Here is a 22246-nt window from a genome sequence, read left to right as displayed (position 1 = left end):
GCGTATTCGGCCGCAGGTTCGATCGGTGAGCATGCTGCCGGGGAAGCAGACGTCATGTACAGGACACTAACAGGAGGTGCGGGATCAATGATGAAAGTGCTGGTTGTAGACGACGATCATTTGGTGCGCAAAGGGTTTATTTCCATGATGCCATGGAGCGATTACGGCCTGGAGGTTGTCGGGGAAGCGGGCAACGGCCGAAAAGCGTTGGAGTTTCTGGAGCATACCCAGGTGGACCTGCTGATTACGGATTTGGCGATGCCGGTGATGTCGGGCCTGGATTTGATGCGGGCGGTGAAGGAGCGGTACCGCGACGTAGCGATGGTGGTGCTGACGTTTCATCAGGATTTCGAGTTCATTCAGGAGGCGCTCCGCTTGGGCGCGCTGGATTATATTACGAAGGTCGAGCTGGAGCATGAGCATATGGGCGAAGTGCTAAAGCGTATCGTCGGCAAGATGAAGGAGCTTGCGCCTGCCGCCGACAGGCTGGAGCTGCCCGGCGCCTTGAAGGAGGATGGCGAAGAGGAAGGGCCGTATTCCGCCGAGGTGAAGGCTTGCGTGACCAAGGCCGTGCAGATCATCCACGAGGAGCTGCAGGAGGAGCTGCATCTGCCGGACGTGGCGCGCCGGGTCAATATGAGCCGCAGCTACTTCAGCCGCTGCTTCCGCGATATCGTAGGCAAGACGTTCAACGACTATATCCGGGAGATGAGAGTCAACCGCGCTAAGGAGCTGCTCGCGCGCACGGAGAAGACGATCGGCTGGATCGCTACGCAATCGGGTTATCCCAACGAGAAATATTTCGGCAAAGTATTCCGGGATATTGCCGGCGTGCTGCCGAGCGAATTTCGCAAAATGGAGCACGAGGTCGCAAATCGTCTCCCATAAAGTGCAATTTCGTCTACTAGGCTGTGCCGGAGAAGACGATCCAGAGATGATTTGTGCCTCAATGCGAGACACAATCTGACCTGGTCGTCTTCTTTTTTCTTTATGATTAAAGAGGAAGTCGGATATTCAAGGGGCAGAACATTACTGAGGAGGGGAAGTATGAGAAAGAAACAAGCTGTGCTCGCGATAGCGGCCTTGACGCTGGTCATGACGGCATGCTCGGGCAATAACGAAGGAACAGGCAAACCTGCGGAGACGAATAAACCGGCGGATCAGGCTGCCGGGGCCAAAGCCGATCCGTTCAAAATGCCGAGTCCGATCGAGGTAACCACCTTCAAGAGCGTCAGCGCGGGCGCCAAGCTCCCCGCCGGCGATACGGTGGAAAGCAACCAGTATATGAAATATATTTCGGACAAGACGAACATTAATTTCAAAATTTTATGGTATGCGTCCGGCCAGGATTACGATCAAAAGATGAAGCTGGCCGTTGCCAGCAACGATCTGCCCGATGTGATGCTGGTCAACGAGCAGATGTTCCTCGCCTTGGCCGACGCGGGCCAAATCGAAGATCTCAGTAAGGTATACGAGCAGTACGCGTCTCCGCTGACCAAGGAGCTGTATGCGTCCACCGGCAACAAGGCGCTGGAGAAGGCGACGTATAAAGGCAAGCTGATGGGCATTCCGAACATTAGCGTTCAGGCCGACGCCGCCAGCATGGTATGGGTGCGCAAAGACTGGATGGACAAATTAGGCTTGCAGCCGCCCAAAACGATGGATGACGTCATCGCCATCGCCAAAGCCTTCGTCGAGAAGGACCCGGACGGCAACGGCCAAGCGGATACGATCGGGCTGGCCGGCTCGGAAAGCTCGCTGACGGTGCCCGCCAAGGCGCAGCGGATCGATTTCAAAGGCTTCTTCCAGGCGTATGACGCCTACCCGGGCAACTGGATCAAGGACAGCAAAGGCAATATCGTCTATGCGTCGATACTGCCGGAGACGAAGCAGGCTCTCGGCAAGCTGCGCGAGATGTATTCCGCGGGCCTCATCGACAAGGAGTTCGCGCTGCGCAAAGACCCGAACCAGGTGGTCGTCGGCGGCAAAGCCGGCATCTTCTTCGGTCCGTGGTGGTCGGGCGGTCTGATCGCCGATGCGATCAAGAACGATCCGAAGGTTGATTTCGTTCCTTATTTGATCCCGGACGCCAAGGGAACGGTCAACACGCTGATGATTCCGGTCAGTAACTCGTTCATCGTCGTCAAGAAAGGCATGAAAAATCCCGAAGCTGCGATGATTTACGCCAATACGTTTATCGCCGCCCAGCGCAAGGCCGATCCGGACGCGCTCAAGCTGGACTTCTCCGTCAGCGCGGAATACTGGCCGATCGGCAATGCGACCTTCGATTACGCCGATGCGGTGGAGCGCAAAGCCGATACGCTTAAGAAAGCGCTTGACGGCACGACGAAGCCGGAAGAGCTCAGTCCGGAGATGAAAGAGCTGTACGACAAGGCGATGCGCGATAAGAAAAATCCGAAGGCCGATTTGAAGGATTGGTCCGGCTACTACGGATATACGGCTCCCGCCGACTTGCTCAAGTCCAATATGAACAAAATTTACGGTGAGTACACGGCCGTGACGAAGACGATGGAACGTAAATGGGCCAACCTGCAAAAGCTGGAGAAGGAAACGTTCTTCAAAATCGTGATGGGCGAGCAGCCGCTCGACTCGTTCGACCAGTTCGTCACCGACTGGAAATCGCAAGGCGGCGACGAGATTACGAAAGAAGTCGTCGACGAAATCAATAAGGCGAAGAAATAACATTCCTGACTGGGAAAGAAGCACCTCCTGCGAACGGCGGTGCTTTCTTTCTAATCACCCGAGGTGAGACATGAACATTAAATCGTATTACAAGCATTATCATCTGATGCTGCTGCCGGGCGTTTTGTTTCTGATCGTTTTTCATATCGTGCCGATGTTCGGGGTCGTTATCGCGTTCCAGGATTTCAAGATCGGCCGCGGCATTTGGGATTCGCCGTGGATCGGCTTGGAAAACTTTACCTACATGTTTCAAATTAAGGACAGCGGGCTGATCTTTTACAACACTGTGTTTATCGCCGTCTGCAAAATTGTCGCGCATTTGGTCATCCCGCTTATTTTCGCCATTTTGCTGAACGAAGTCCGCTTTATGATGTTCAAGCGCTGGGTGCAAACGATCGTTTATTTGCCGCATTTTTTGTCCTGGGTTATTTTGGCTGGCGTCGTCATCGATATGCTGTCGCTCGACGGCTTCTTCAACCAGCTGGTGAAGGCGGCGGGGCACGAGCCGATATTGTTTCTCGCCAGCAACCGGTGGTTTCCGGCGATTATCGTCAGCAGCGACATCTGGAAGGAATTCGGCTTTGCCGCCATTATTTATTTGGCCGCCTTGGCGGGCATCAACCCCTCCTTGTACGAAGCGGCCGAAATGGACGGGGCGAACCGGCTGCAGCAGCTGTTCTACATTACGCTGCCTTCTCTTGTGCCTACGGTCGTGCTGCTCGCGACGCTCAGCATCGGCAACGTGCTGAATGCGGGCTTCGATCAAATCTTCAACTTGTATAACCCGCTCGTTTACGAATCCGGGGATATTATCGACACTTACGTGTACCGGGTAGGACTCGTGCAGGCCCAATACGGCTTCGCTACCGCCGTCAGCCTGCTGAAGTCGGTCATCGGCTTCATGCTGATCATCGTCTCCTACCGCGTCGCTTATAAATACGCCAATTACCGCATCTTCTAGATAAAGCAGGTGAATGATTGATGGTTCGGAATAAAACCGTTTCGGCCCGCTTGGCCGAAGCTTTGCTGCTGCTTGTTATGGTGCTGATCTCGATCGTCTCCCTCGCGCCCGTTCTACATACGTTCTCCGTATCGTTCAGCGACAATGCGGCTGCGGCCGGGGGCTTCGTCAAATTTTGGCCGGTAGGCTTTAATGTGGAATCGTACCGGAGAATTATGGAGGAGCCGCATTTTCTCAATTCGTTCTTCGTTTCGGTCAAAAGAGTGCTGGTCGGCGGCGCGATCAACTTCGCGCTGACGATTCTGATGGCGTATCCGCTGTCGAGAAGCAGCAAGGAATTCCCACACCGCAACGTGTACATGTGGTTTATGCTCTTCACGATGCTGTTTAGCGGGGGCATCATTCCGCTGTATTTGACGGTGAAAGGGCTCGGGCTGTTCAATACGATTTGGGCGCTGGTGCTGCCCGGAGCGGTGCCGGTGTTCAACGTCATTTTGCTGATGAATTTCTTCCGCAACATGCCCAAGGAGCTGAGCGATGCGGGATATATGGACGGAGCGGGGCCGTGGTACATGATGGTCAAAGTATTCGTGCCGCTGTCTCTGCCGTCGCTCGCCACCGTGACGCTGTTTAGCATCGTCGGGCATTGGAACGCGTTTTTTGACGGGATGATCTTTATGCGCAGCGCGGAAAATTATCCGCTGCAGACGTATATTCAGCAGCTCGTCGTCAATCTGAACATCGTGGAGCTGGATTCATCGCAGGCGGAGCTGCTGATGAAGGTGTCGGATAAGACGCTGAACGCCGCCAAAATCGTCGTCTCCATGGTTCCGATTCTGGTGGTGTATCCGTTTTTGCAAAAATATTTTATTCACGGCATTATGCTCGGATCGGTGAAGGAATAACTCCGGCGGTCCATATCGCAAGGGGCCGCAGCGGACTTTGAAAAAGGAGAGAAGCATTCCATGGACTATACGATGATGACGTTTAATTTGCGCTGCAATACGCCGAGCGACGGGGATAACGCCTGGCCGAACCGGATAGAGCGCGCGGCCGGAATGATCAAGGCGCACGCACCGGTTGTGGTCGGGACGCAGGAAGGATATGCATCGATGCTGACCGAGCTGCACGGGCAGCTGGAGGATTACGACTGGGTCGGCATGGGCCGGTTCGGCGGGCGTGAGGACGAGCATTGCGCGATCTTTTACCGTAAGGATAGGCTGACGGCGGAGCAGCAGGGGCACTTCTGGCTGTCGGAGAATCCGGAGACGGCGGCTTCGAAGAGCTGGAACAGCTATTTTCCGAGAATGTGCACCTGGGCGGTCTTTCGGGACCGGGAGAACGGGCGCGAATTCGCCGTGTTCAACACCCATCTCGACCATTACAGCCAGGAAGCGCGGGATAACGGGGTGAAGGTCATTTGGGATTATGTCGCCAAGCATAGAGCAGGCAGCTCCGCACCCGTGATCGTGATGGGGGATATGAACAGCGCTCCGGGCGATCGGCCGATCCGTTATTTGCGGGGGCAGACGGAGGAAGACGGGCCGAAGGGCTGGCTTACCGACGCTTATACGGCGCTGGACGGGCAGCCGGGCCTGACGGCGCACAGCTTCCGGGGCGGCTCGGAGGGCGAGCCGATTGATTATATTTTCGTCTCCCCGAACGCGCAGGTCGTAAGGACGCTGGTCGAGCGCTCGCAGGTGGACGGCGCTTATCCGTCGGACCATTATCCGATCGTCGCCGTCGTGCGGATGGATTAGAAACAGGGTGAAAAAGCCAGCGAAGCGTTCGCCTTTGAAAACGGATTCTCTCTATGGGAATATGGGAAAATAATCCAAGTAATCCGATTTCAACGGCGGATGGAGGATCAACTGGAAGCCGCAGCGGACTTTTCACCACCCTTTTAGAGCAAATGGGAAGAAGAGGAGACAGGTCTTATGGCAGAGCATCATACGGAAGCTACAGCCGGGGAGCACACGGTACGGCGCGTCATCCAACGCAGAATCGCCCCCGGCGAGCAGGGAGCCTATATCGAGATTCCGTTCGAAATGCCGGAACGGGCGGAGGAGCTGACCGTCGCTTATTCGGTCGAATCGTTCGGCGAGGCCAAAGCCGTCATTGACCTCGGCGTGCGGGATGCGGCAAGAGTCCGGGGCTGGAGCGGCGGCGCGCGCACCGGGTTTCGGATCGGCCTCGAACGGGCGACGCCGGGGTATATGCCCGGCAAGCTTGCGCCCGGCGCTTGGGCGGTGCTGCATAACGCCTACCGGGTGCCGGAGGAAGGCTGCGAAGTGACGGTTACGGTGACCGTCAGCTTGTCTGCGCCGCGCTGGCTGAAGGGCGATCTGCATACGCACAGCGTACACAGCGACGGCAAATATACGCTGGAGGACAATGCCGCGATCATGGAGCGGCTCGGCTGCGATTTCATCGCGATGACCGATCATAATACATGCAGTCAAAATGAGGCTTACCCGCGCGGCGCGTCCGTCGTGATGATTCCGGGGATGGAGTTCACGACCAATTACGGCCACAGCAACTTTCTCGGCGTTGCCGATCCGCTGGACGATTTCCGCGTGAGCGATCAGGCCGATGTCAACGAGCGGCTGCGCACCGCCCGCGAGCGCGGGGCGCGGATCGTGCTGAACCATCCCCACTGCGAGTACTGTCCGTGGGAATGGGATTTCGACGTCGACTACGATTGGGTCGAAGTGTGGAACGGCCCGTGGGCCGAGCGCAACGAGCGGGCGCTGCAGTGGTGGCAGCGGCAGCTGGCGAGCGGCCGCCGATTGGTCGCGGTCGGAGGCAGCGACGTGCACCGCCCCGACCCGCACGTGCGGCACGCGATGCCGTGCACATGGGTGTACGCGGAGACGAGGACGGCGCAGGGGATTCTGGATGCCGCCGGCTGCGGGCATGTATGCTTGTCGTTCGCGCCGGACGGGCCGTTCCTGGAGCTGCGCTGCGGGCCGTACCGGACCGGGGACGCGGTTCCGGCGGGCGAGCGGGAGCAGGCGGGCTGCGTCGCGCTGCATGCGCGAGGCCTTCAGGCCGGAGACCTTGTGCGCTGGATCGGCGAGCAGGGGCTTGTGAAGGAGGAGACGTACGCGGCGGATGACGGCGATGCGGCCGCGCTAACGCTGGATGCGGCGGGGTTGAAGTTTTGCCGCGTCGAGGTGCGCAGGTATTTTGCCGAGGCGGGCCGGCTGCTGGTGGCTGCGCTGACGAACCCGATTTATTTCGATTGAAAATAGCAGTAGCATTATCGTTCGCCTAAAAAAGGCCATGCAGCAAGGAAGAACGGCACTGTCTGTAGAGTACAGAAGCCGTCCCTAATTGTGCCGCATGGCTTTATGGCGTTCGAAGCGGGCGGGGCGGGAAGCTGTATGTGCCGGGTTATTCGTTATCCGAAGCGTCGGCAGCTTCGAGCGTATCCAGAGTGTCGCCCGTAACGTCGAAATCTCCTTTGATCCGGCCGGCCATCCGGTCGATCCGCTCCAAATCTCCGGGCTCCAGCGTGAGCTCCAGCGATTTTATATTTTCCAGCAAATAAGCCGGCCGTTTGGTTCCCGGTATCGGTACGATGTCATGTCCTTGCCGCAGAATCCAGGCTAGCGCGACTTGCGCGGAAGTGGCGTCCTTTTCCCGGGCAATCTGCTCCAGTACGGAAACAAGCTCCAGATTATAGCGGAAGTTATCTCCTTGAAATCTGGAAAAATGACGCCGGATATCGTCCTCGGCGAAATCCTCGTACCGCTTGATCTGTCCGGACAAAAATCCTTTGCCGAGCGGACTGTAAGCTACGATACCGGTCCCCAGCTTGCGCGCCGCCGGAAGCAGCGCTTCGATCTCGCGGCTCCATAACGAATACTCCGATTGCAGCGCGGCGATGGGATGAATGCGGCTCGCCCTTATCAGGGTATCCGCATCGACATTCGAGAGTCCAAGATAACGCACCTTCCCTTCCGTAACCAACTCGCTCATAGCGCCTACCGTTTCTTCGATAGGTACGTCCGGATCGGGCATATGCTGGTAATACAGATCGATATAATCCGTTCCCAGCCGGCGCAAGCTCGCTTCGGCCGCTTGCCTGACATATTCGGGCCGCCCGTTCATGCCGAGCACGCGGCCGTGCTGGTCGCGCATAACGCCGAACTTGGTCGCTATGATTGCTTCGGAGCGGCGGCCCCGGAGAGCCGCGCCCAGAAGGAGTTCATTCGAGCCGCCGACGCCGTACAGATCCGCCGTATCGAACATATGGATACCATGCTCCAGAGCTTGAAGAATGACGGCTGCGGATTGCGTATCGTCGGCCGCGCCGTAAAATTCGGACATGCCCATGCAGCCGAGGCCGATGGCGGATACTTGCAGCGTTCCGAGATTTCTTGTCTGCATAACGGTTGCTCCTTTTTTTATACGATTTGTGGCAGAGGCGTGTATTTGACTAAGCACTGGCCGCCCCGCGGAAGCGGCAGCTTCACTATAAAAGAAATGGATAAAAAAGAGTAGACTTTTTCTTTGGGATCGTTTATTCTGAGGATAGAGTACGCCCCACGGGATAAATGTAAAATTTTTACATAATAAAATCAAGGCAATCATATGACTTCTTGTCATACGGTTGCCTTTTGTTGTTGCGCTGATTCCGCCGGTTCAAGGAAAATTAGGGTAAGCGCTCACCTTGGCGTTTACAGCGCTTGTCCTCATGTCGTATGATAGACAATAAAAACGTAAAGCATGAGCTTGTATTGTACGGAGAGCTTGAAAGGAGCAGCGAATGAAGCCGACCATCTATGATGTCGCTCAAGCCGCCGGGGTTTCGATTGCAACGGTGTCGAAGGTGATTAACGGCACGGGCCGCATCAGCGATAAAACTAGAAAGCATGTTACGAATATTATGGAGCAGCTGAAATATCAGCCGAGCATGGTGGCCTCCGCGCTGACCGGCAAAAGCACGTTTACCGTGGGACTCACGCTGCCCGATCTGGCGAACCCGTTTTTTGCGGAAATTGCCCGGGCGGTGGAAGACCGGGGGCATGAGTACGGATTCAACGTGTTTATTTGCAGCACGGATAACGATCCCGACAGGGAGATCAAATATTTCTCTTTGCTGACGCAAAAGCGGGTGGACGGCGTCATCGTGGCGACCCGTACGGAGAAGGATCTGTTTCTCAAGAAGCTGATTCAGCAGCATGTGCCGATCACGCTGATTACCGGGGAAATGCCGGCGCTTGCCGTCGATACGGTGATGGTGGACGATTTTCTCGGCGGATACCAGGCGGGGAGCCATCTGACCGGTCTGGGGCATAGGCGCATTGCGATATTGGCGGAGGACGTGAACACGATGAGCAACCGAGAGCGGATTCGCGGCTGCAAGCAGGCGATGGCGGAGGCGGGCGTCGCCTCGGACGAGCGGCTGATCGCCGCCGGCGAATTTACCGTGGACAGCGGCAAGGAAGCGATGCGCCGGCTGCTTGAACTGGGCGAGCCGCCGACGGCCGTCTTCGCCTGCAACGACCTGCTCGCCATCGGCGCGATTCAAGCCGCCCGCGAGCGCGGTTTGCAGCTGCCGCGGCAGCTCTCGGTCGTCGGCTTCGACAACACGATTTTGGCGACGATCATCGATCCGCCGCTGACGACGGTAGCCCAGCCGATTCAGGAAATCGGCCGTCAGGCGATGGATTTGCTCATGCAGGAGATCAAGGGAGAGAAGTCGATGCGGCAGCGGGTCGTGCTGATGCCGGAACTGGTCGTCCGCGGCTCAACCGCGGCGTTGACGTAAGGGATTCTGACGCCGAAGCGGCCGTAACCTCATAGTGCGGTGGCTTAGGATGCGTGCGGCGAAAGGGCGGCAGCTTGTTTGGATCGCCACTCGTTATCCAATGCGATGATGTGCGGGCCAGACCGGCGATGAGCAAGCTTGCCGCCGCCGTACCTGTATTAACCGAGGTCGATCGTCATCTGCCTTAGCCGGCGGATGAAAGATTGTATCTTACGGACAGCCTGGTTCAGGCGGTCGGATTGCGGCTTCATGGGAAGGCACCTCCTAAGCGGTTATAGGTTACGGCATGAATGTGAAGCTTGTTTTTAGAATACTATAACGGCCGGTGTTTGGGAATATTTACCTTCAATTTAAATTCTTATTGGATGGGGCTCGGCGCGGTTTCCATAAAATAAATTGTATGCCCCGCTTGACCTTTTCAAATTCGGTCCGTATAATAATGAACCAATATCATATTCAGGCGATGACCAAAGACATGGTTTCCTTCAAGGGCTGTCAGAGAGAGGAGGTTAGGTGCGAGCTCCTTCAGCGACCGGAAGCGTAAATTACCCCTTTGCAGCCGTGATGCCGAACCCTGCGGTCCCCCTGATTTGCAGCAGTAGGCACTACCGTCTCATCCGCGTTACCGGATGCTTGAGGAACTTGCACTTTTTATGCGCATGATTGCGGCAGCGTACGGGCGGCACGGCGGATAAAGTACAAGTTCGAATCAGGGTGGAACCACGAGCTTGAACGCACTCGTCCCTTGGGAGAGATGCGTTTTTTTGCGTTCACATATACAAGTGCGGTGAAAAAATCTTATCAAAATGAACGGAGGCTATGCCATGAGGATGAAAGTCACTTTGCCGGATGGAGCAGTTAAGGAGTTTGAACGGGGGACCACGATCGAGCAAGTGGCCGAATCCATCAGTTCAAGCTTGAAAAAGCAGGCCGTGGCAGGCAAGCTGAACGGCAGACTGGTCGATTTGAACCGGCCGATCGAGGAGGACAGCGAGGTGCAGATCGTTGTGCTGGACAGCCCCGAGGGGCTTGAAGTGTACCGGCACAGCACGGCGCATTTGATGGCGCAGGCGATCAAGCGGATTTACGGACAGAAGGCCGTGAAGCTCGGTATCGGACCGGTTATCGCGGACGGATTTTATTACGACATCGATATCGAGAAGCCGCTGTCGACGGACGATCTCGAAGCAATCGAGCGGGAGATGGAGCGGATTGCCGAGGAAAATCTGCCGATCGTCCGCCGCGAAGTGAGCCGGGAGGAAGCGATCCGCACGTTCGAGGAGCTGAGCGACCCGCTGAAGCTGGAGCTGATTCGCGATTTGCCGGAGGATTCGGAGATCTCGATATACGATCAAGGGGAGTTTTTCGACTTGTGCCGCGGGCCGCATCTGCCGTCGACAGGCCGGATTAAAGCCTTCAAGCTGCAAAACGTAGCCGGCGCTTATTGGCGCGGCGATTCGAACAACAAGATGCTGCAGCGCATTTACGGAACGGCTTTCCCTAAGAAAGCCCAGCTGGAGGAGCATCTGCATCTGCTGGAAGAGGCGAAGAAGCGCGACCACCGCAAGCTCGGCAAGGAGCTTCAGCTCTTTATGTTCTCGGAGGAGGCGCCGGGCATGCCGTTTTACTTGCCCAAAGGGATGGCGATCCGCACGCAGCTGGAAGACTATTCCCGGGAGATGCAGCAGAAGCACGGCTACGACGAGGTCCGCACGCCGTTCATGATGAACCAGAGGCTGTGGGAGCAGTCGGGGCATTGGGATCACTACCATGAAAACATGTACTTTACGGAAGTCGACGATACGAGATTTGCGCTCAAGCCGATGAACTGCCCGGGGCATATGCTTATTTTCAAAAACAGCCTGCATTCGTACCGCGAGCTGCCGATCCGGATTTCGGAGTTCGGCCAAGTACATCGGCATGAATATTCCGGCGCTTTGAACGGGATGATGCGCGTGCGCACGTTCTGCCAAGACGACGCGCATTTGTTCGTGCGGCCGGATCAGATCGAAGAAGAGATCGGCCGCGTCATCGCGCTGATCGACCGGATGTACGCCGTCTTCGGCTTTGCGTACAGAATCGAGCTGTCTACGCGCCCCGACGACTCGATGGGTTCGGAGGAGCTGTGGCAGCAAGCGGAAACGTCGCTGCGGAACGTGCTTGAGCACCGCGGCATCGAGTACCGTTTGAACGAAGGCGACGGCGCGTTCTACGGGCCGAAGATCGACTTTCATATTCTCGATGCGATCGGACGCAGCTGGCAGTGCGGGACGATCCAGCTCGATTTCCAGATGCCGGAGAAATTCGATTTGAGCTATATCGGCGAAGACAATCAGAAGCATAGACCGGTGGTCATTCACCGGGCGATATACGGCTCGATCGACCGGTTTATCGGCATTTTGACGGAGCATTTCAGCGGGGCGTTCCCGGTGTGGCTGGCGCCGGTTCAGGCGAAGCTGCTGCCCGTGTCCGACAATTACATCGATTATGCGCTGCAGGTGAAAAAACGGCTGGAAGACGCCGGTATACGCGTCGAGGTCGATGTCCGCAGCGAGAAGCTCGGTTACAAAATCCGCGAGGCCCAACTGGAGAAGGTGCCGTACATGCTCGTGCTCGGGGAAAGCGAGAAGCAGAGCGGGCAAGCCGCGGTCCGGGGCCGCATTGGCGGCGATCTCGGTGCGATGAGTATCGGGCAGTTCATAGAACGGATTAGCGCCGAAGCGGCAAGCAAACAGTAACAAAGCGAAGTCCGAAGCACCCTTTTCGCCTATGCGGGAGGGTGCTTTTTTTAATGTTTAGGAAATGATGCACAGCCCAGAGGAATTGTTAGACGCCGATCCAGCTTAGGCTGGATGCGGACGGAATAAGCTTCAGTGCATCACGTCACTTTTGGGGGATTTGTTCTGTCATGACGATAAAGAAAGGCCTAATTTCTCATTGACAACGAACCTGATTATGGTATAAATTTGAACTAAGGGAAAGCGCTTAACCTGATGGAGTTCGATTTTCATTATTTTCAAGAATGTTTACTGTCGTTATGCAATATATTGTTTAGGTGAAGCGCTTAATTTAACAAGGCGGAGGAGCGGTTTATGAAAACGGTCACATTAACGATGGCCCAGGCGTTGCTTCAGTTTTTGAATAACCAGTACATCGAAATCGACGGTACCGAGCACAAAATGTTCAAGGGCGTTATGGGGATTTTCGGCCACGGCAACGTGACGGGGCTCGGCCAGGCGCTTGAGCAGTACAAGGATGAAATAACGTTTATTCAAGGGAAAAACGAGCAGGGTATGGCTCATGCTGCAATCGCTTACGCAAAGCAGAAAAACCGGCTGGAGATGTTCGCCTGCACGTCGTCGATCGGGCCGGGCGCGCTTAATATGGTTACCGCTGCAGGCGTAGCTACGGTGAACCGGATTCCTCTGCTGCTCTTGCCCGGGGATGTATTTGCCAGCCGGCAGCCCGATCCGGTGCTCCAGCAGGTGGAGTATCCGCTGGATTATACGGTGACGGCGAACGACGCGTTCAAGCCGGTGAGCAAATATTGGGACCGCATCAATCGTCCCGAGCAGCTGATGACGGCTGCGCTCCAGGCGATGCGCGTGCTCGCCGATCCGGCGGAGACGGGGGCCGTCACGCTGTGCCTGCCGCAGGATGTGCAGTGTGAAGCCTACGACTATCCGGCGGAATTTCTGGCCAAGCGGGTCCATCATATCGACCGCAAGCCCGCGGCGGCGTCGGCTGTCGCCCGCGCGGCGGAGCTGATCCGCGGCAAGAAGCGGCCGCTGATCGTGTGCGGAGGCGGCGTTCACTACTCGCTCGCCACCGAGGAGCTGAGGCAGTTCGCGGAAGCGTTCCGCATCCCCGTAACCGAGACGCAGGCAGGCAAAAGCGCGATCTCCTGGCAGCATCCGCTTAGCTTCGGCGGCGTCGGGGTAACGGGAACGCTGGCGGCGAACCGGCTGGCGGCTGAGGCCGATCTGATCATCGGCGTAGGGACGCGGATGTCCGACTTCTCTACGGCGTCGAAGACGGCGTTTTCCCGGGAGGGCGTCGAGTTTCTGAATATCAATGTAAGCGGGCTGGACGCTTACAAGCTGGACGGCACTTATGTGACGGCCGATGCCCGCGAGGCGCTGCAGGCGATTGCTGCGGAGCTTAAGGCGCAAGGCTATGCTTCGGCTTACAGTCCGGAGGAGCTGTCCGATTGGAAGCGGGAGTGGGACGGTGAAGTCGACCGGCTGTATAGTATCGAACGGGCGGACGGCTTGGCGCAAACCCGCGTGCTGGGAGAAATCAACGGCTTCCTTGGTGAACGCGACGTTATCGTCTGCGCCGCGGGCAGTCTGCCGGGCGACCTGCACCGCGTCTGGAGAACGACGCAGCCGAAGACGTATCATATGGAATACGGTTTCTCCTGCATGGGCTATGAGGTCGCCGGCGCTTTCGGCATTAAGCTGGCCGAGCCGGACCGCGAAGTATACGCTTTGGTCGGCGACGGCAGCTATCTGATGCTTCATTCGGAGCTGGTGACGAGCCTGCAGGAAGGACGGAAGATTACGATTGTGCTGTTCGACAATCATGGTTTCCAATGCATTCATAACTTGCAGCGGGGACACGGCAGCGGCAGCTTCGGCAATGAATTCCGCTCTCGCTCGGAGGAGACGGCGCAGCTGAGCGGCGATTATATGCCGATTGATTTTGCGGCGCATGCCCGCAGTCTCGGGGCCAAGTCGTATTCGGCGCGAACGGTGGAAGAGCTGCGGGATGCGCTGGAGAAAGCCAAAGGAGGGCAGGTCACGACCCTGATCGATATTAAAGTGCTGCCGGGCACCAATACGGACGGCTACGAATCGTGGTGGCATGTAGGGGTGGCCGAAGTATCCGAGATGGACGGCGTGAAGCGGTCTTACGAGGAGCTGCAGGCAAAATTGAGCACGGTGCCCAAATGGTAAAGCGGTCGGGATAAGAGGATGGTCGGCGATCGGCAGAGGTTTCCGCAAGCAGAAGTCTCTATCGACCCGACCGCAGGACGCCAATCGATCGTCACATTTCTTAGAAACGTGAAACAGTGCGGACGCGGTTCGCCCGCGGTTGCCAATCAAAGAGAGGAGCCTTTTTCCATGAATGTGAAGTACGGGATCTCGGCCATCAACTGGGTCAACGAAGATATTATGGAGCTCGGCGATCATTACACGGCGGAGCAGGTGCTTGGAGACATGTCCCGGCTAGGCTTTGAAGGAACGGAGTTTTGCCGCAAGTTTCCGCGCGATACGAAGCAGCTCAAGGAGCTGCTGGACCGCCATCATATGGTGCTGACGTCGCAGTGGAAATCGGTCCACTTCAGCCAGCCGGAGCGCCGGGAAGAGGAGCTGCAATCGTTCCGCGAGCATGCGGATTTTCTGAAAGCGATGGGCTGCCGATACGTCGTCACCTGCGAAACGGGCAACGCCTTCGAGGATCTGAAGAACAACTCGGTCCGTATCGAGCCGCTGACCGACGAGCAGTGGAAGCATATGGCCGAAGGGCTGAACGAAGCGGGACGCTACTGCCGGGATAACGGGATGCAGCTCGTGTACCACTATCACGGAGAAACCGTGGTGGAGAGCGGGGAAGAAATTGCCCGGTTGATGGAATCGACCGATCCGCAGCTGGTCCATATGCTGTACGATACGGGTCACGCTTACTTCGGCGGCAGCGATCCGCTGCACATCCTTCGCACGTATTACGACCGGATTCGCTATATTCATCTGAAGGATATTCGTCAGGATGTGCTGGATTGGAAGCGCCGGGAGGGCATTCGCTTCAGAGAAGCGGTGCGCCGAGGCATATTCACCGTACCCGGCGACGGCTGCATCGATTTCAAACCGATCTTCAGCGAGCTGGCGGCCCGCGGCTATGAAGGCTGGATGATTATCGAGGCGGAGCAGGACCCGGCGATCGCCGATCCGGTGGAATACGCTCAGAAGGCCAAGGATTACTTGCAAGCGATGCCTGTATAAACAAGGCGGAGCCTGCCGGGGAACGACAAGGGAAGATAACGAGTTATTGCTTTATGCAGAAAGATTAAGCGCTTAACCCCATTCGAACGACAGTGAGGTCATACTATGGAGAAGCTAATCATTGGCATTATCGGCGCCGGAAGAATCGGGCGGCTGCATGCGGAGCATCTGACGCGCAACGGCCGCGCCGACATTCGCATTATCTCGGACGTTTATGTGACGGACGAACTGCGCGGCTGGGCCGCCGGTCTCGGCATTGCGGCCGTTACGGACAATTATAAGGACATTATGCAGGACCCGGAAATTCAAGCCGTCTTTATTTGCTCATCGACCAATACTCATGTTCCTTTTATTACCGAAGCGGCCAGAGCGGGCAAACATATTTTTTGCGAAAAGCCGATCAGTCTTGACTATCGTCAAACGGCGGCGGCGCTGGAAGAGGTGCGGCAGGCGGGCGTCGTCTTGCAGACGGGGTTCAACCGCAGATTCGATCATAATTTCAAACGGGTGCGCGAACTGGTGCAAGCCGGCCGCATCGGCGATCCGCATTTGATCAAAATTACGTCGCGCGATCCGGCGCCTCCAAGCAGCGACTACATCAAGGTGTCCGGCGGTTTGTTCATGGACATGGCGATCCACGATTTCGATATGGCCCGCTATTTGTCGGGCAGCGAGGTGACCGAGGTTTACGCGCAGGGCGCAGTGCTCGTCGATCCGGTGATCGGGGAGCTGGGGGATATCGACACGGCGGTCATCAGCCTGAAGTTTGCGAGCGGCGCGCTCGGCGTTATCGACAACAGCCGGAAGGCGGTATACGGCTACGATCAGCGGGTCGAGGTGTTCGGCTCGGAAGGGAGCATAGGCGTGCAGAACGATCATCCGACGACGGCGGAGATCAGCACGAAGGACGGCGTTGTCCGCGACAATCCGAAATATTTTTTCCTTGAGCGGTATCACGATTCGTATATCGACGAGACGCGCCAGTTTATCGACAGCGTCTTGAACGGACAGCCGGTGCCGGTAGACGGCAACGACGCTTTCCAGGCGGAAAAGATCGCCTATGCGGCCAAAGTATCGCTGACGGAAGGCAGACCCGTGAAGCTGAGCGAGATCGAGGTCAGTGTTGGTTAATATCCATTAGAGAATTAGAGAAACGGCGAGCCTTAAACGGCGGGTGAACAAGCGAGCGAAGCAAGCGAGAGCAATCCGGAGAAGCGAAGCGTTCGCCTTTGTTCTCGGATTTCACCCGTTACACGGGCTTACCTATTCAAGAAATCCGGGGACAAGAGCGATCGGAGGATGCTTTCGCATGCGAAGCGGGCGTTTTTCACCATGTTATTAAGCGTTCGCCAAAAAAACGGATAGATGTGCGGGACGGAAGGATACGGACAATGGAGCACCGGAATGAAGGAGGAGACGGCAATGGCAAAAAGCGAGTTGATCGTAAGCAGCGCGGCACCCGCATCGGACGGTAGCGTGCTGCGCATTACGCCTGAATCGGCGGGCTGGCGGTATGTAGGCTTTGAAGTGTTCCGGCTGGAGGCCGGACAGCGGCTGCAGCAGGAGACGGGGGACGAGGAAGTATGCCTCGTGCTCATCGGCGGCAAGGGGAACGTCTCGACGGAGCAAGAGCGCTGGGAGAGCATCGGCGAGCGGATGAGCGTATTCGAGCAAATTCCGCCTTATGCGGTCTATGTCCCGTCCGGCGACCGTTACGAGGTTGAAGCGTTGACGGCGCTGGAGCTGGCCGTGTGCAGAGCTCCCGGCAAAGGAACGTACGCAGCGAGACTGATCGCCCCGTCGCAGATTGAGGTCGAAATTCGCGGCAAAGGCAGCGCCGAGCGGCGCATTCATCAAATTCTCCCCGAGCAGGAGCCGGCGGACAGTCTGCTCGTCGTCGAGGTGCTGACGCCAAGCGGCCACTGGTCGAGCTATCCCCCGCATAAGCATGACGAGGAGCGGCTTCCGGAAGAGTCGTATTTGGAAGAAACGTATTATCATAAAGTACAGCCCGAGCACGGTTTTGCCATCCAGCGGGTATATACGGACGACCGTTCGCTGGACGAAACGCTGGCTGTAAGCAACGGGGATGCCGTGCTCGTTCCGAGGGGCTATCATCCGGTCTCGGCGCCTCCGGGCTATGACCTGTATTATTTGAACGTCATGGCCGGGCCGGTCAGAACGTGGAAATTCAAGAACGATACCGATCATGAATGGATTTTTGAAAGCTGGAAGTAACGATAAACGAGTGAACGAGGAGGCCGAATATGAGCTTGATTACGTTTGAAGAGAGCCGTCCGATGGATTTTATCGGCTTGGGCCGGTTGTGCATCGATTTGAACGCGAACGAAATTCACCGTCCGATGGAAGAGACGAGAACGTTTACCAAATATGTCGGCGGCTCGCCCGCCAATATTACGATTGCCGTAGCGAGACTGGGCAAAGCCTCCGGCTTTATCGGCCGCGTGTCCGACGATCAGCACGGGCGCTTCATTACGAAGTATTTGGAGGATCGCGGCATCGACACGTCGAACGTCATTACCGACAAGTCGGGCACGGTGACCGGGCTTGCTTTTACCGAGATCAAATCGCCTACCGATTGCAGCATTCTGATGTACCGCGATAATGTGGCCGACTTGAAGCTGGAGCCCGCCGATATCCGCGAGGAATATATCAAGAACGCCAAAGCGATCATGATCTCCGGCACCGCGCTTGCGGCGAGCCCTTCCCGGGAAGCCGTGTTCAAAGCGGTGGAGCTGGCGAGAAAGCATCGGGTCGTCGTCTTCTTCGATATCGATTACCGCCCTTATTCGTGGTCATCCCGTGAAGAAACCGGCATCTACTGCGCTCTCGTGGCGGAGAAGAGCGACGTCATTCTGGGCGGCAGAGAAGAGTTCGATCTGCTCGAAGCGCCTTACGGGCCGCTGCAAAAAGACGATCAGGCGACGGCCGACCGCTGGTTTGCGCATCATGCCAAGATCGTGCTGGTCAAGCACGGCGGAGACGGCTCGGTCGCCTTCACGAAGGACGGGCAAAGCTTCACGGGCACGACCTTCCCGGCCAATGTCGTCAAGACGTTCGGCGCCGGCGATTCGTTCGCGGGAGCTTTCATCTACGGCTTGATGAACGGCTGGGACATTTCGCGCAGCCAGCAGTTCGGGGCGGCTTCCGCATCCATCGTTGTTTCCAGCCACAGCTGCTCGGACGCGATGCCGACGGCGGAAGAAATTCAAGCCGTAATCGACAAGCATACGAGCCGTTAAGAGCCGTTACAGGGCCGGTATAGGCCTAAATAGCGGCAGCGGCGCGTCCGTTGGAGAGATCGAAACGATCAAGAAGGGGAGATACGACCATGCTGGTCACATTGAAACAGCTCGCCGACGAAGCCGCAGCCAAGGATTATGCGGTGCCGGCGTTCAATATATTCGGCTATGAGGATATCATTCCGGTCATTCGGGCGGCGGAGACCAAAGGAGCTCCCGTCATTCTGGCCGCCAACATTCCGGCGATTCAGCATATGCCGCTCGCTTACCTGGCGCCGCTGATGCTGCAGGCGGCCCGCAGCGCTTCCGTTCCGGTCTGCGTGCACCTCGATCACGGCAAAGATTTCGAGGTTTGCTCCTCGGCGATCGAGCACGGCTTCAGCTCCGTCATGTACGACGGCTCTCAGCTGCCGCTGGAGGAGAACATCCGCCGGACGAAGGAAATCGTCGATTACGCGCATGAACGCGGCATCTCGGTGGAAGCGGAGATCGGCTCCGTCGGCTACAGCGATCCGTCGATTGCGATGAAGCATCAGCTGTCCGACCCGGACGAGGTCCGGCAGTTCGTACGCGAGACGGGGATTGACGCGGTGGCCGTATCGGTCGGAACCGTGCACCGGATGGAGACGCAGGAGGCGAGCATCGACTTCGAGCTGTTGGAGCGCATCCAGAGCTTGGTCGACACGCCGCTCGTCATCCACGGCTCCAGCGGGGTGCCGGACGATCAGCTGCGCAGACTCGCCTCGGCGCGCGTCGCCAAGATCAATATCGGCACGGCGCTGCGCATGGCCTTCGGTCAAACGCTGCGCGAGGAGATGGAGCAGAAGCCGAAGGCGTTCGACCGGATCGGCTTGTTCCAGCGGCCGATGGCGGCCGTTCAGGAAGCGGCGCTCGGCAAGTTTACCATTTTGGGCTTCTAAACAAAGGAGAGATTCGTGATGACACAACCTACACATATAGCGGCGGTGCCCGCATTACACAATTTTATCGGCGGCCGGTGGGTGGAATCGGCATCCTCTAGGTACGAGACCGTGCCGAATCCGGCGACGGGCGAGACGCTGGCGACCGTACCGCTGTCGACGCGGGAAGACGTCGACCGGGCGGTGGCGGCAGCCGCGGAAGCTTTCCAAGAATGGAAGCAGGTCGCCGTTCCGAGAAGAGCGCGCATTTTGTTCAAATACCAGCAGCTGCTGGTCGATAACTGGAAGGCGCTGGCCGAGCTGGTCACGAAGGAGAACGGCAAAAGCTACGGCGAAGCTTACGGCGAAGTGCAGCGCGGCATCGAATGCGTCGAATTCGCCGCAGGGGCTCCGACGCTGATGATGGGCAGCACTCTGCCGGATATTGCTACAGGACTGGAGTCGAACATGCATCGCTATCCGGTCGGCGTCGTCGGCGGGATTACGCCGTTCAACTTCCCGATGATGGTGCCCTGCTGGATGTTTCCGCTGGCCATTGCCTGCGGCAATACGTTCGTGCTGAAGCCGTCGGAGCGCACGCCGCTGCTCGCGAACCGGCTGGCCGAGCTGCTGACCGAGGCGGGGCTGCCGGACGGCGTGTTCAATATCGTCCACGGCGCGCATGATGTCGTGAACGGCCTGCTGGAGCATCCGGGCGTGAGCGCGATTTCCTTCGTCGGCTCCCAGCCGGTAGCCGAGTACGTATACAAGACGGCGGCCGCTCACGGCAAACGGGTGCAAGCGCTGGCCGGCGCGAAGAACCATTCCATCGTCATGCCGGATGCAAACCTCGATCTCGCGGTCAAGGAGATCATCAACGCCTCCTTCGGCTCCGCCGGCGAGCGCTGCATGGCCACCTCCGTCGTCGTAGCGGTAGGCGGCGTAGCGGACGAGCTCGTGAGCCGTCTGACCGAGGCCGCCAAGGCGCTGACGATCGGCGACGGCTCGCAGGCCGGCGTCTTCCTGGGGCCGGTCATCCGCGACTCCCACAAAGCGCGCACGCTTCAGTATATCGAAGCGGGGGACGCCGAAGGGGCGCAGCTGCTTCTGGACGGACGCGAGGCGCCCGCGGCGGGCGGCAGCGGTTATTTCGTCGGCCCGACGATTTTCGACCATGTGAAGCAAGGCATGAAAATTTGGACGGATGAAATTTTTGCTCCTGTGCTGTCCATCGTCCGGGCGGAAACGCTGGATGAAGCGATCGACATCGCCAACGCTTCCGAGTTCGCCAACGGCGGCTGCCTTTATACGGATAGCGCCAAGGCGATCCGGCATTACAGAGAGCATATCGACGCGGGGATGCTTGGGATCAACGTCGGCGTACCGGCCCCGATGGCTTTCTTCCCGTTCTCGGGCTACAAGAAATCGTTCTACGGCGATCTGCATGCGAACGGCAAGGACGGCGTCGAATTTTATACGCGCAAGAAAATGGTTGTGGCGCGATATTAAGGGTAGCGTCTGGCCGGAGAGCCGTTCTCGACGCCAAGCGAGAACAATTTGAAGAAGCATGGCATTCGTCTGTGCAGACGTAGTTCCATACATTGAGATTGAGCAGGCAGCTTACGCGCCTGCTCTTCGCTATTTCTGGCAGACCATCGGGCTGGCTCCCTCAGCCGGTCAGCCCCGCGACGCCCGCCGCCAGGCCGCGGGTGTCGACTCGGTATGCTTTTTGAAGATGCGGTGAAAATGGGGCAGCGATTCGAAGCCGCACAGCACCGCTATTTCGTGGGTAGGCAGCGCCGAGTGCCGCAGCAGTCTTTTGGCTTTCACGATGCGTTTGCTGTGAATATAATCGGTCAGGCGCAGACCGGTCATTTGCTTGAAGACGCGCGTGAAATGCTCGGGGCTGACCAGCGCTTCCTTGGCCAAAGACGACAGGCTGAGCGGCCGGTCCAAGTGCGCGTCGATGTACCCCAGCATCTCGTGCAGCCACGGGTATCGGGTCGGCGCGGGAGGGACGGATTCCTGGAAGCTCATCCGTTCGCTTCGGGCCAGCTCCAGCAGCATGCGATGCAGAATGAGCCGCAGCGCGAAGCGGTATCCTTGACCGCGGCGGTCCGATTCCTCCTTCACTTCCTCGATATGCCGGGCCCAGCGCTTGCGGTCGTGAAAGTCTAGGGAAGCTCTGTAGCTTTGACGATGCTGGATATGACGGAACAGTAAGGGGAGAGAGAACGACTCGCCGAGCGAAATATCGGGAAGCAGCCGCTCGCCGAAATAGACGATCGAGGAAGTGACCGGATGATGCTTGTCCGGCATCGCCCGGTGTATCGTATCGCCCGGAATGAGAAACACGTCACCTTCCGCCATCGGATAGAACGCCTGATCGATAAAAAAGAGGCCTTCGCCCCGGTGAACATAGACGATTTCATACCATTCGTGCATATGGTCGGACAGCTCGTTTTGCGGGCTTTTCGTATCTTTGTAAACGAAATGAAACGGAAAATCGCCGCTCTCGGGAAATTGCTTGATTATCGTATGCATGTTTATCACCTTTACCATTGTATATCAAAATCGGTTAGGTTTGGGTCAAAATTCGAAATTACGTAATCGATTTAAACGAATATAATGAGGAA

General features: G+C 57.3%; 17 protein-coding genes. 15 read left to right on the top strand and 2 right to left on the bottom strand.

Features of this window, described 5'->3' with window-relative positions; all coding sequences use genetic code 11:
• Positions 1 to 87 precede the first annotated feature (87 nt).
• From SK3146_RS13470 to SK3146_RS13445, 6 genes are all read left to right on the top strand, one after another.
• Complete coding sequence (locus SK3146_RS13470) at positions 88 to 888, top strand: response regulator transcription factor (RefSeq protein WP_249865525.1); 801 nt, start codon at positions 88 to 90, stop codon at positions 886 to 888.
• Between the two features lie 159 nt (positions 889 to 1047).
• Positions 1048 to 2703, top strand: a complete 1656-nt coding sequence (locus tag SK3146_RS13465; RefSeq protein ID WP_249865524.1) for an extracellular solute-binding protein — start codon at positions 1048 to 1050, stop codon at positions 2701 to 2703.
• A 70-nt stretch (positions 2704 to 2773) separates the two neighbouring features.
• Complete coding sequence (locus tag SK3146_RS13460; RefSeq protein ID WP_249865523.1) at positions 2774 to 3664, top strand: ABC transporter permease; 891 nt, start codon at positions 2774 to 2776, stop codon at positions 3662 to 3664.
• Positions 3665 to 3684: 20 nt separating this feature from the next.
• A complete protein-coding gene (locus SK3146_RS13455; RefSeq protein ID WP_249865522.1) occupies positions 3685 to 4569 on the top strand; it encodes a carbohydrate ABC transporter permease in 885 nt (294 codons plus the stop codon).
• Between the two features lie 60 nt (positions 4570 to 4629).
• Positions 4630 to 5424, top strand: coding sequence for an endonuclease/exonuclease/phosphatase family protein (locus SK3146_RS13450; protein WP_249865521.1), 795 nt, complete (start codon positions 4630 to 4632; stop codon positions 5422 to 5424).
• Between the two features lie 177 nt (positions 5425 to 5601).
• A complete protein-coding gene (locus SK3146_RS13445; RefSeq protein ID WP_249865520.1) occupies positions 5602 to 6912 on the top strand; it encodes a CehA/McbA family metallohydrolase in 1311 nt (436 codons plus the stop codon).
• Positions 6913 to 7060: 148 nt separating this feature from the next.
• On the opposite strand, the gene SK3146_RS13440 is transcribed toward SK3146_RS13445, so the two are convergent.
• On the bottom strand, positions 7061 to 8059 hold the full coding sequence (locus SK3146_RS13440) for an aldo/keto reductase (protein WP_249865519.1): 999 nt from the start codon (positions 8057 to 8059) through the stop codon (positions 7061 to 7063).
• A gap of 379 nt (positions 8060 to 8438) precedes the next feature.
• Between SK3146_RS13440 and SK3146_RS13435 the strand changes: the two genes are divergently transcribed.
• The 9 genes from SK3146_RS13435 to SK3146_RS13395 all read left to right on the top strand — a co-directional run bounded on the left by SK3146_RS13435 (position 8439) and on the right by SK3146_RS13395 (position 21119).
• Positions 8439 to 9443 (top strand): LacI family DNA-binding transcriptional regulator, encoded by a 1005-nt coding sequence (locus SK3146_RS13435; protein ID WP_249865518.1) that lies wholly within the window; start codon positions 8439 to 8441, stop codon positions 9441 to 9443.
• 824 nt (positions 9444 to 10267) lie between these two features.
• Positions 10268 to 12181 (top strand): threonine--tRNA ligase, encoded by a 1914-nt coding sequence (thrS, locus tag SK3146_RS13430; RefSeq protein ID WP_249865517.1) that lies wholly within the window; start codon positions 10268 to 10270, stop codon positions 12179 to 12181.
• 354 nt (positions 12182 to 12535) lie between these two features.
• The gene (gene iolD / locus SK3146_RS13425; RefSeq protein ID WP_249865516.1) at positions 12536 to 14401 is read left to right on the top strand and encodes a 3D-(3,5/4)-trihydroxycyclohexane-1,2-dione acylhydrolase (decyclizing); all 1866 of its coding nucleotides are present in this window, start codon (positions 12536 to 12538) and stop codon (positions 14399 to 14401) included.
• A gap of 168 nt (positions 14402 to 14569) precedes the next feature.
• Positions 14570 to 15448: a myo-inosose-2 dehydratase gene (gene iolE, locus SK3146_RS13420; protein ID WP_249865515.1), complete on the top strand. Its 879-nt coding sequence runs from the start codon at positions 14570 to 14572 to the stop codon at positions 15446 to 15448.
• A 105-nt stretch (positions 15449 to 15553) separates the two neighbouring features.
• The gene (gene iolG, locus SK3146_RS13415) at positions 15554 to 16579 is read left to right on the top strand and encodes an inositol 2-dehydrogenase (RefSeq protein ID WP_249865514.1); all 1026 of its coding nucleotides are present in this window, start codon (positions 15554 to 15556) and stop codon (positions 16577 to 16579) included.
• 291 nt (positions 16580 to 16870) lie between these two features.
• Positions 16871 to 17686 (top strand): 5-deoxy-glucuronate isomerase, encoded by an 816-nt coding sequence (iolB, locus tag SK3146_RS13410; protein WP_249865513.1) that lies wholly within the window; start codon positions 16871 to 16873, stop codon positions 17684 to 17686.
• Between the two features lie 29 nt (positions 17687 to 17715).
• Positions 17716 to 18711 carry a 5-dehydro-2-deoxygluconokinase gene (gene iolC, locus SK3146_RS13405; protein ID WP_249865512.1) on the top strand — a complete coding sequence of 332 codons (996 nt, stop codon included), beginning with the start codon at positions 17716 to 17718 and terminating at the stop codon, positions 18709 to 18711.
• A gap of 89 nt (positions 18712 to 18800) precedes the next feature.
• Entirely contained in the window at positions 18801 to 19631 is an 831-nt protein-coding gene (locus tag SK3146_RS13400) for a class II fructose-bisphosphate aldolase (protein ID WP_249865511.1), read from the top strand.
• A gap of 18 nt (positions 19632 to 19649) precedes the next feature.
• A complete protein-coding gene (locus SK3146_RS13395) occupies positions 19650 to 21119 on the top strand; it encodes a CoA-acylating methylmalonate-semialdehyde dehydrogenase (protein ID WP_283942819.1) in 1470 nt (489 codons plus the stop codon).
• Between the two features lie 168 nt (positions 21120 to 21287).
• Here the strand turns inward: SK3146_RS13395 and SK3146_RS13390 are convergent, their stop codons facing one another.
• Positions 21288 to 22154, bottom strand: a complete 867-nt coding sequence (locus tag SK3146_RS13390) for a helix-turn-helix domain-containing protein (protein WP_249865510.1) — start codon at positions 22152 to 22154, stop codon at positions 21288 to 21290.
• Positions 22155 to 22246 lie beyond the last annotated feature (92 nt).

Origin of the sequence: Paenibacillus konkukensis, assembly GCF_023523925.1 — a bacterium.
GTDB lineage: Bacteria > Bacillota > Bacilli > Paenibacillales > NBRC-103111 > Paenibacillus_S > Paenibacillus_S doosanensis.
The sequence above is the reverse complement of the archived record's forward strand: the minus strand, read 5'-3'. Positions and strand labels throughout refer to the sequence as shown.